A 9815-nucleotide genomic window follows, 5' to 3' on the forward strand; every position below is an offset into this window, starting at 1 on the left:
CATTCGTGCCATTCGAGATATTGTCAAAACGGAATTAAAACGATAATGTATCTCATTAATATATAAGTCTGTCTCTTGGCACTGTTGGCTTTCTCTCAATTGACAATCCCTTGTTAACCCGCCCTGCGAGACAGGGGCCGTTAGGGGTATGTAGCAAAAACGTTGCTGTTGAACGAGCCCGGCTGTGGTTGATGAAGCTTAAACATGCAGTAATAAACGCATGACTTACAGGATTAAAACATGATTTCTCGTACTGTTTTACAGACAGGCAATCGAATTATCGCGGCCATTGTGGGCGGATATGCCTTCACCTGGGCGATCACGGCTCTGGGGATTGCGGTCATGGTGGCGATGGGCATCAATTTTCATGAAGCTGAAACCGGCATGTCACTGATCGCCTTTCTGGTGTTCCTCGTCCTATTTCTGTGGACTTTTGCTGCAGCAAGCATGATCCGGATCTGGCTGGTGCTGGCTGGTGGAGCGACACTGATGATGACCATTGCCCAGTTATTGCAAAACAGCCTGTTGGGTTAGGAGCACTTGATGTTTAATTCTTTTCGCATGTCGATGGGTTGGGTCCATACATGGATGGGTCTGGTGCTGGGCTTTGTATTGATGATCTGTTTTTTCTTCGGCACATTGTCGGTATTTGACCGCGAAATCGATCGTTGGTCGGTGCCGGAAACCCGTTTTGAACCTCAGCCGATGCCGTCTTTTGACGAAGTGCTTAAACCGGTTTTCTTCGAGAAATTGCAGCCGGATCCGGTCGATATGGAAGCGACGGCCCGACGGGTTATCGGGCCTTTACCGGCGCCTGAGAAGATGGAGCTGGAATCGCTATACGCCTACACCACGCATCGTGATCCGGTGCTCAGGGTGGGGGGCGAGTTTGGCATTTCCAACGAGCCGAAAGACCCTGCCGATGATCATTTGCATGTGCACGCTCGGGGCACCATCGATCCCCGAACGGGTGAAATGCTCAGTGATGATGCGCTGAAAATCGGTAGTGAGTGGTTTTATCCCATGCACTTCAATCTGCATCTTAACTGGATGATGCTGGGGTACTGGATTGTGGGTCTTGCTGCATTGGTGATGCTGGCAGCACTGGTTACTGGTGTGATCATTCACCGTAAGCTTTTCAGCGAATTCTTTACTTTCCGACCTTGGAAGCATGTTCTGCGCAGCAGTCTTGATTTGCACAATGTTACTGGCGTTGTGGCGCTGCCATTCCATTTTTTCTTTGCGTTTACCGCGCTGGTGATTTTTGCCAGCAATGTCTACCTGCCGGTATCACATACCACTCTCGAGCCACTGCATGAGCAACATGAAAAACGGGAAGCGCAGCGGACCGGTCTGCCCCATGAAGAGGCCGGCGTAGCGGCACCGATAGCCTCCGTTGATGCTATGGTGTCAGAAGCCAAACGCCGCTGGGCTGAGCGTGATATGCCAGGTGAGGTCGGCTATCTGTATATGAATCATCTAGGCGATAAAAACGGTTACGTCAGCATTTACCGGGCTGGTAGTGATCATGTTGCGCTGGTGGGAGAGGGCATTCATTTCAAAGCCAGTACGGGTGACGTCATACATGAAGATCCGCCCCGCAGTGTGGTTTCCTCTATCGATGAATTCCTGACCGGCCTGCATTTACAACACTTTGAGCACTGGCTGCTGCGTTGGCTATATGTGTTTGGTGGCTTGCTGGGCGCCATTTGTATAGCGACCGGTTTTGTTCTGTTTGTGGAAAAACGCAAGGCAAAACATGCCAAAACGGGCAGTCAGGGCAGCCGTCTTGTTGATGCGATGGCGGTGACCACCGTGACGGGTATGGTGTTAGCCGCTGTGGGCATGCTGGTAGCCAACCGACTGTTGCCAGCCGATCTGGTAGGCAAAGGACAGTGGGAGCAAACGGTTTTCTGGTCCGTCTGGGGGCTTGCTTTCTTGCATGCATCCTGGCGCAGTGCACCGGTGGCTCAGGCTCGCCGTAACCCAGCCTGGCGAGAACAGGCCTGGGTGTTGGCGGGACTCAGTCTGAGTGCGGTGGTGTCGAACTGGATAACGACCGGCGATCATCTCTTCAAAACGCTGTTCACCGATACATACTGGCCTGTGGCCGGTGTGGATTTAAGCCTGATAGCGACAGCAGGTATTGCAGCCTATGCTGCACGCAAGCTTATGGCAGCCGAGCGCGCTCAAACGAAGGGGAATAAAGGTGGCAAGCGTCGTAAACAGGTGAATGCAGATGATTGAAGCATTGTGCTTGATAGCCGCAGCGATCGCTGCCCTGGCAGGCATGGGCTGGCTGGCACTGACATCTCAGACTCACAGGAAGCACGTATTCCCAGTGGAACTTCAGCACGTTGCTGTTCGCCGGCAGAAAATGCTTGGCTGGAGTTTTCTACTGTTATCCGCGGTGTTTTGCTTCCAGGCGGATCATCCGTCAATGGCGGTACTGGTCTGGGTGATGTTTCAAGCGTTTGCTGCGATGATGGTAGCGATGGTGCTGAGCCGTCGGCCAGTGATGCTGCGTTTACTCTGCCCTCCGCTGGTGGCGGATAAAATCCTGATGAGACGCACGGCAAGACAGTCATCTTGATAGCAGGAGATGCCGGTTAAAAATAGCGTGCGATGTGCGTCAAACTCTTCTGGTAGGTTACTTGGATTTGATGCGTTCAGGCCGCTGTTAAAAAGCCTTCCTGAATCATTTCACACCAGTCATTGAGGCGTTGCTCTGTCAGCTCCGGTTGGCAATCCTCGTCCAGCGCCAGTCCGACAAAAAACTGTTTATCCTCAGTCAGAGCCTTGGACGCGTCGAATTCATAGCCTGTGGCCGGCCAGTGACCAATAATAGTAGCCCCCCGAGCGGTGACTTTGTCGTGCAACATGCCCATTGCATCCTGGAACCATTCTCGATAGCTATGCTGGTCACCCATGCCTAAAAAGGCGACGGTTTTGTTCGTGAAATCGACCTCGTCGATTTCATCCCAGACAGCCTGCCAGTCTGTTTGTACTTCGCCGTAATCCCAGGTTGGAATCGCAAAAATAATATTATCGAAATAGGCTATTGCGTCTAAACCGACATCCTCAACATCAAACAGCTCGACTTCTTCTTCCCCGATTATTTCCTGAATTTTCTCTGCAGAATCAGAGGTATTGCCCGTGGTTGAGCCATAAATCACGGCGATCATGGAACGATCCTTAATACGTTAATGAGTAATGCAAATGATATCTATTAACATATAGGAATTCAATACATTAATGGGTGGTTTAAAGTCTGATCATGAAAGAATGGATAGTGGCTTCACTGAGTCGAGTATTGCTCGATACTCAGTGAAGTTGAAACGAAATTCAAAAGACGACTAAAGGCGGGACTGACGAGCTCGCTTGATTGCCGCTCGCACTTGCCTTGGTGCTGTTCCTCCCAGATGATCCCGGGCTGCCACTGAGCCTTCCAGTGTCAGGACATCAAATACATCTTCGTCGATCTGATCGCTGAATTGCTGCAATTCACTTAATTCTAATGCAGAAAGGTCTTTTTGATGCTTGATTGCGTAAGCGACAGATAAACCGACCACTTCGTGGGCGTCGCGGAAGGGTGTACCTTTGCGTACCAGATAATCGGCTAAATCGGTCGCGGTTGCATAGCCACGAAGCGCGGACTGGCGCATATTACTAGCCTTGACGGTGATAGCACCCATCATATCGGCATAGACACGGAGCGAACCCAGCAAGGTGTCGATGGTATCGAACAGTGGTTCTTTGTCTTCCTGATTGTCCTTGTTGTAAGCCAAGGGCTGATTTTTCATTAAGGTCAGCAGGTTAAACATATTGCCGTATACCCGACTGGTTTTGCCGCGGATTAATTCGGGTACATCCGGGTTTTTCTTCTGCGGCATAATTGAGGAGCCTGTGCAGAAGGCATCGCCCAAATCCACATAATCAAACTGCGCTGACGACCAGATAATCAGCTCTTCAGAAAAACGGGATAAGTGCATCATCAGAATGGATGCAAAACTGTTGAATTCGATCGCAAAATCACGATCGCTGACAGCATCCAGCGAATTCTGGCAGATCCGATCAAACCCCAGTAAATTCGCTGTCATTTCACGATTGATTGGGAAAGTTGTACCCGCCAATGCTGCCGCCCCCAGTGGCAGAGAGTTCACCCGTTTTTCGCAATCATCGAGTCGTTCTGCATCACGTACCAGCATTTCATACCAGGCCATCATATGATGACCAAAGGTGACGGGTTGTGCCGTTTGCAGATGGGTAAAACCGGGCATGATGGTGTCGGCTTCGCGTTCAGCCACGTCCAGTAAGGCTTCTTGCAGACGATTCAATTCGCCGCGAAGCGGTTGGATCATATCGCGCAAATAGAGACGAACGTCAGTCGCAACCTGATCATTGCGTGAACGACCGGTATGTAATTTCTTACCCACCTCACCGATCAGCGCGATTAAACGGGCTTCGATGTTCATGTGCACATCTTCCTGTGCAATCGACCATTCAAACTCGTCGTTTTCGATTTCTTTTTCGATTTGTTCTAAACCGTCAAGGATCTGATCGCGCTCTTCGGTGGTGAGCACGCCGACTTCACTTAACATCGTGGCATGGGCAATTGAGCCACGGATGTCCTGACGGAACATGCGTTGGTCAAATTGCACAGAGGCGGTGAATTCCTCTACAAATTTGTCAGTAGGCTGTGTCAGTCGGGCAGATGAAAGTTTTTTGTTGTTTGTCATGGCTCTTCAGATCAGGACGTTGAAAACAGTCGTTATTATAACGTGCTTAGTCGAGAGATGAGGCGTGAAAATGCTAGAATCAGGTATGTTTTTCCATTATATAAGTGAAAGTGACCGCAACCGATGAGTAATAGAACAGTACGTATTGCTACCCGTAACAGCCCTCTTGCTGTCTGGCAGGCAGAGTTTGTCAAAGACAGTTTGCTGGCTCTGCATCCGGATTTGGAAGTCGAACTAGTCAAAATGAAAACGCAGGGCGATATCATTCTTGATACACCATTATCTAAAGTTGGCGGTAAAGGTTTGTTCGTTAAAGAACTAGAACAAGGCATGCTTGATGGTCGTGCTGATATTGCGGTGCATTCGATGAAAGACGTACCGGTTGAGTTTCCGGAAGGCCTGCATTTACCAGTGATTTGTAATCGCGAAGATCCACATGATGCGTTTGTCTCCAATCACTATCAGACCATTGATGATTTACCGCAAGGAGCACGCCTGGGTACTTCTAGTCTGCGTCGTGAGTGTCAAGCCCGTACTTACCGACCCGATCTGGAAGTGCTGCCTTTACGTGGCAACGTCAATACGCGGTTACGCAAACTGGATGAAGGACAGTTTGATGCGATTATTCTTGCCATGGCCGGCTTGCAAAGATTGGGCTTTGACGATCGCATCCGTAGCGCCATGACACCGGAGCAGAGTCTTCCAGCAATCGGGCAGGGTGCATTGGGTATTGAAACCCGGATTGATGATGTTGAGATGAACGCCTTAATTGCTCCGCTTCATTGTACTCAGACCGCGATCGTGTTGACTGCTGAGCGTGCATTAAACAGACGGTTATCCGGTGGTTGTCAGGTACCCATTGCCGGTTATGCCATGCTGGAAGGTGACCAGATCTGGCTGCGTGGTCTGGTGGGCAGACCAGATGGAACCAATACACTTTATGCTGAAGTCCGCGGCGCGGCCGACAATGCTGAACAGTTGGGTATCCAGATAGCCGAAGATTTGTTGAAGCAGGGCGCCGATAAAATTCTCGCTGATGTCTATGGTGACTAAGTCTTCGCTGAATGGTCAGCGAATATTGATCACCCGACCGGAACAACAGTCTGCTCAACTGGCTCAGTTAATCGAACAATCCGGTGGAGAAGCTATTTTATTCCCGGTGATTACGATCGAGAAGCTACCGGTTTCAGACTGGGCGATGCCTGAATGGTCAGAGATAAATTGGCTTATTTTTATTAGTCGTAATGCGGTTGCCAGTTTTGTAGCTGGCTGGAAACAGGATTTACCGCGGGATATCAAGTTTGCAGCGGTGGGGGCCGGTACGGCGCAAGCAATGCAGGAATCAGGGATACCCGTGCATTGTCAGCCGCTCACCTCATCAGGAACAGATGGTCTGTTAACCATGCCTGAGATGCAGGATGTGGAAGGTTGTAAAATAGTTATCATCAGAGGTGTCGGTGGCCGCGAGTTGCTTGCTCAAACCCTTATTTCCAGAGGTGCTAAAATAAAGTACGTGGAAGTTTACAGGCGTAATCGGGCAGTGCACGATAAAACAAGCCAGGAACGGGCGTTGCTGGCGGACAAATTGGTCTGTACCAGCGTGACAGGGCTTGATAATTTAACTCAGATTTTGAGTAACAACATTGACGTTTTACTCAAAAAATCATTAATTGTAGTGAGTGACAGGATAAAAGCACATGCTGAGTCGGTTGGGTTCAGTCATGTTGCCGTGAGTGCAGACGCAAGTGATCGAGCAATACTGCAAATGTTGACCGAAATGGATAATTAGCATGGCAAACAACGACGAAAAACAACAGATAGATGACAACGTTCAGGATGCTGAAATTGTCAGCGGAGAACCCTCTCACCATTCAGCCAACCGATGGTTATGGCTGGCTATCAGTTTAGTGTTGCTAATATCTGCCGTCAGTTGCTGGTGGCTGTATCAACAGTTACAAAAAAGCCAACAACTGCAACAGGAAAACGTAAGCGAACTTGTTGCCGAGACTGAAGCGCTGGCACTCTCTCTCCGACAAAGCCAGAATCAGCTTGGTACGGTTCAGCAGAAACAGGAGCAAGTGGGTGAGCAACTAAGCCAACTGTTGGCACGCGAACAACTCTCCAATACGGATATGCTCAGGAAATGGGCACTCCAGGAGATTGAGTATTTACTCAATATAGCCAACCAACGCGCTCTACTCGCACACGATGTGCAAGGTGCACAACAGGCATTGGAGATGGCTGACCAGCAATTAGAAAACCTGTCTGATTACCGTCTGCATCCTTTGAGAGCATTGATCGCTGAAGATATGATGGCTTTGGATGCGCTGGCAAATGTCGATATTTCCGGCATGGCAATTCAGTTACAGACTGCTGCAAACCGTATTAACACACTTCGTGTCGCCAAAGGTCCTGAAGTGACCGCGAACGAAGCAATGACAATGGATGAACCGGTTGCTGATGCGACATGGAAACAAGCCGTGAATGATGTGTGGCAGCAGATTCGTTCTCTGGTGGTTATTCGACACGATCAAAGTGGCGAATCCGCTGTTTTGGTGCCGGAACAACGCTATTTCCTCTATCAGAACCTGCGTTTGCAACTGGAAAGTGCGCGTCTGGCGCTGCTGAATGCTGATACGGCCAGCTATAAACATAGTCTGGAAACCGCCATTGCCTGGTTAGAGCGATATTTTACCGGTGATGAGCGTGATGCGATGCTGGGCACCCTTGAGCAACTCCAGCAGACACAGATCAATATTGCGATTCCTGACATCTCAGCCTCTCTGAACTGGCTGAAGGAGTATCAACGATGAAAATTTTACTCATCGTTGCAATTGCTCTGGCGCTAGGCGCCGCGTTTATCTGGGCAGCAGATTTTGAGCCCGGTTTTGTGTTGTTGCAATACGGCAGCTGGAGTCTGGAAACCTCTCTAGTGGTTTTATCGGCAGCCTTTATTTTGTTGTTAGTCGCTGGTTACCTGTTGTTACGGAGTCTGGTTCTGGTGAAACAATCACCTACCCGTTTGTCTGCGTGGAAACAGGCGCAGCGTCATAAACGGGCAAGTCAAGCTCTAACCCGAGGTTTGATCACCCTCGAAGAAGGTCGCTGGGCAGAAGCAGAGCGTGTTCTGGTTAGGCATGCGGGCAATAGTGAAACACCGTTACTGCATTATCTCGCTGCAGCGCGTGCCGCACAGAAACAAAATGCACCGGACAGAAGAGATAATTACCTTCGTCTGGCCCATGAAACGACTGAAGGCGCTGATATTGCCGTCGGCGTTGTACAGGCAGAATTACAGTTATCTGCGGGTCAAAAAGAGCAAGCACTTGCGACCTTGCAGCACTTGCGTGAAGTTGCACCAAAACATCCTTATGTTTTACAGCAGTTACAAACCTTGTATCAGGATATGGAGCAATGGCAGGAAGTGCAGGAGGTGTTACCTGACCTGCGTAAGCGTCATGTTCTGGAGTCGTCAGAAGTCACTGCGTTGGATCAGGAAGCTGCTGTGGGCCAATTAGAGTTAGCCCTGAGTCGGCAGGACTGGACCAAAATGGCACGGGTATGGGAAAAATCACCGAGCCGCATGCGTCAGACAGAAGCGATGCTAAGACCCTATGTGGCGGGTTTAATTAAACAAGGCGAGTTAGCGCAGGCTGTCGAGTTGATAGAACAATTCTTACGTAAAGACTGGAGTGATGAGCTGGTGTATCAGTATGGCCATATTGCGTGTGGTGATTTATTGAAACGACTTGCCATTGCCGAGAAGTGGCTTAAAGGTAAAAAAGATAACCCCTGGCTGTTACTAACGCTGGGTCGTCTGGCTAAAGCCTGTGATTTGTGGACCAAGGCGGAAGAATACTTACATGCCAGTATAGAGAATGGCGCTCGCGGTGAAACGTATCAAGCACTGGCAGAAGTGCAGATAGCGCAGCAGCAGCGTGATGCTGCCGCAGAAACCTACAAAAAAGGCCTGGACCTGATGCTGCATCCGGTTACAGGTAGCAGAAGATAGAGAGCTGATATGCAAGAAGCTGGCGGACATTACCTGCTCGATATTCTGGCATTGCTGCTGGCGACGGTTGTCATTATTCCTTTTTTCCATCAGATACGTCTGGGCGCGATTCTTGGCTATCTGACCGCGGGTGTCATTGTGGGGCCTTGGGGCTTTGGTGTTATTACCGAAGTTGAAGATATTCGTCATTTAGCCGAATTTGGCGTCATTTTCCTACTTTTTGTGCTCGGTATTGAGCTTAAACCCGACAAACTCTGGCAAATGCGCAAGATGGTTATCGGCCTTGGGCTGGGTCAGGTCTTGATTACCGCAGGTCTGATATACGGTGTTGCTATCTGGCTTGGTATTTCAAACAAAAGTGCCGTGATAATCGGTTTTGGTCTGGCGTTATCGTCGACGGCATTTTGCCTTAAATTACTGGCGGAGCGGGGTGGTATTTCGACAGTAATGGGGCGTATGTCATTTTCAGTACTGCTGTTACAGGACATCGCGGTTGTACCGCTATTAGCTTTGGTTTCTTATTTTGCTGGTGGTGGCTCGGAGATGATGGAGCCAAGCCTCAAGCCGGTCTATGCGATTCTGGTCATTATCGCCTTATTGTTTGCCGGTCGTTATTTACTAAACCCTGTTTTGGGGCGGATTGTTGCTAGTCAGGATCCCGAAGTCTTTATTGCCGTTTCTGTGCTTTTGGTTCTGGGGGTTGCCTGGATCATGGAAAGCGTAGGTTTCTCAATGGCTCTTGGCGCCTTTCTGGCTGGTGTGATGCTGGCGGAATCACACTACAGGCATCAGATAGAAGCCGATATCCTGCCTTTCAGAGGAATTTTGTTGGGTCTGTTCTTTATGACGGTGGGGATGGGCATTGATTTCAGCCTGCTTTGGGAGCGTCTGCTCGATATTGTTTTATTGACGATCGGTCTGATGTTATTGAAAACACTGGTCGTGTATCTGCTTGCTCGGGTGACCGGCGCACGTCATGATATTTCATTGCAAACGGGTGTGTTGTTGTCTCAAAGTGGGGAGTTTGGTTTTGTTTTATTTGGCTTTGCAGCCGCTTCCGGCGT

10 protein-coding genes are annotated in these 9815 nt (G+C 49.5%); 8 read left to right on the top strand and 2 right to left on the bottom strand.

From position 1 onward, the window contains the following. The first annotated feature begins 240 nt into the window (after positions 1-240). The 3 genes from ACTF5U_RS08700 to ACTF5U_RS08710 are packed head-to-tail and all read left to right on the top strand — an operon-like array spanning position 241 to position 2593. Positions 241-534, top strand: coding sequence for an iron uptake protein (locus tag ACTF5U_RS08700; RefSeq protein WP_438971238.1), 294 nt, complete (start codon positions 241-243; stop codon positions 532-534). Between the two features lie 9 nt (positions 535-543). Further along, a complete protein-coding gene (locus ACTF5U_RS08705) occupies positions 544-2247 on the top strand; it encodes a PepSY-associated TM helix domain-containing protein (RefSeq protein WP_438971239.1) in 1704 nt (567 codons plus the stop codon). Further along, positions 2240-2593 (top strand): DUF3325 domain-containing protein, encoded by a 354-nt coding sequence (locus tag ACTF5U_RS08710; protein ID WP_438971240.1) that lies wholly within the window; start codon positions 2240-2242, stop codon positions 2591-2593. The genes ACTF5U_RS08705 and ACTF5U_RS08710 overlap by 8 nt, the downstream gene beginning before the upstream one ends. Positions 2594-2669: 76 nt before the next feature. Here ACTF5U_RS08710 and fldB read toward each other — a convergent pair whose 3' ends face one another. Together fldB and argH are read right to left on the bottom strand one after the other, a co-directional pair. Further along, on the bottom strand, positions 2670-3185 hold the full coding sequence (fldB, locus tag ACTF5U_RS08715) for a flavodoxin FldB (RefSeq protein WP_438971241.1): 516 nt from the start codon (positions 3183-3185) through the stop codon (positions 2670-2672). A gap of 171 nt (positions 3186-3356) precedes the next feature. Continuing rightward, the gene (gene argH, locus ACTF5U_RS08720; RefSeq protein WP_438971242.1) at positions 3357-4739 is read right to left on the bottom strand and encodes an argininosuccinate lyase; all 1383 of its coding nucleotides are present in this window, start codon (positions 4737-4739) and stop codon (positions 3357-3359) included. Between the two features lie 123 nt (positions 4740-4862). Between argH and hemC the strand changes: the two genes are divergently transcribed. From hemC to ACTF5U_RS08745, 5 genes are all read left to right on the top strand, one after another. Continuing rightward, on the top strand, positions 4863-5792 hold the full coding sequence (gene hemC / locus ACTF5U_RS08725; RefSeq protein ID WP_438971243.1) for a hydroxymethylbilane synthase: 930 nt from the start codon (positions 4863-4865) through the stop codon (positions 5790-5792). Beyond that, positions 5782-6528, top strand: coding sequence for a uroporphyrinogen-III synthase (locus ACTF5U_RS08730; protein ID WP_438971244.1), 747 nt, complete (start codon positions 5782-5784; stop codon positions 6526-6528). Before hemC ends, ACTF5U_RS08730 begins: the two co-directional genes overlap by 11 nt. 1 nt (position 6529) lies before the next feature. After that, positions 6530-7552, top strand: a complete 1023-nt coding sequence (locus tag ACTF5U_RS08735; protein ID WP_438971245.1) for a uroporphyrinogen-III C-methyltransferase — start codon at positions 6530-6532, stop codon at positions 7550-7552. Next, a complete protein-coding gene (locus ACTF5U_RS08740; protein ID WP_438971246.1) occupies positions 7549-8751 on the top strand; it encodes a heme biosynthesis HemY N-terminal domain-containing protein in 1203 nt (400 codons plus the stop codon). Before ACTF5U_RS08735 ends, ACTF5U_RS08740 begins: the two co-directional genes overlap by 4 nt. Positions 8752-8760: 9 nt before the next feature. Further along, the coding region (locus ACTF5U_RS08745; protein ID WP_438971247.1) for a monovalent cation:proton antiporter-2 (CPA2) family protein at positions 8761-9815 on the top strand (1055 nt) is incomplete at its 3' end.

The organism is Methylophaga sp. (assembly GCF_965655755.1).
Classification (GTDB): Bacteria; Pseudomonadota; Gammaproteobacteria; order Nitrosococcales; family Methylophagaceae; genus Methylophaga.

Excerpts from the sequence above, each read along its gene's own strand:
- hemC (WP_438971243.1), top strand. The coding sequence starts at position 4,863 with ATGAGTAATAGAACAGTACGTATTGCTACCCGTAACAGCCCTCTTGCT.
- ACTF5U_RS08735 (WP_438971245.1), top strand. The coding sequence starts at position 6,530 with ATGGCAAACAACGACGAAAAACAACAGATAGATGACAACGTTCAGGAT.
- ACTF5U_RS08710 (WP_438971240.1), top strand. The coding sequence starts at position 2,240 with ATGATTGAAGCATTGTGCTTGATAGCCGCAGCGATCGCTGCCCTGGCA.
- argH (WP_438971242.1), bottom strand. The coding sequence starts at position 4,739 with ATGACAAACAACAAAAAACTTTCATCTGCCCGACTGACACAGCCTACT.
- fldB (WP_438971241.1), bottom strand. The coding sequence starts at position 3,185 with ATGATCGCCGTGATTTATGGCTCAACCACGGGCAATACCTCTGATTCT.
- ACTF5U_RS08705 (WP_438971239.1), top strand. The coding sequence starts at position 544 with ATGTTTAATTCTTTTCGCATGTCGATGGGTTGGGTCCATACATGGATG.
- ACTF5U_RS08730 (WP_438971244.1), top strand. The coding sequence starts at position 5,782 with ATGGTGACTAAGTCTTCGCTGAATGGTCAGCGAATATTGATCACCCGA.
- ACTF5U_RS08740 (WP_438971246.1), top strand. The coding sequence starts at position 7,549 with ATGAAAATTTTACTCATCGTTGCAATTGCTCTGGCGCTAGGCGCCGCG.
- ACTF5U_RS08700 (WP_438971238.1), top strand. The coding sequence starts at position 241 with ATGATTTCTCGTACTGTTTTACAGACAGGCAATCGAATTATCGCGGCC.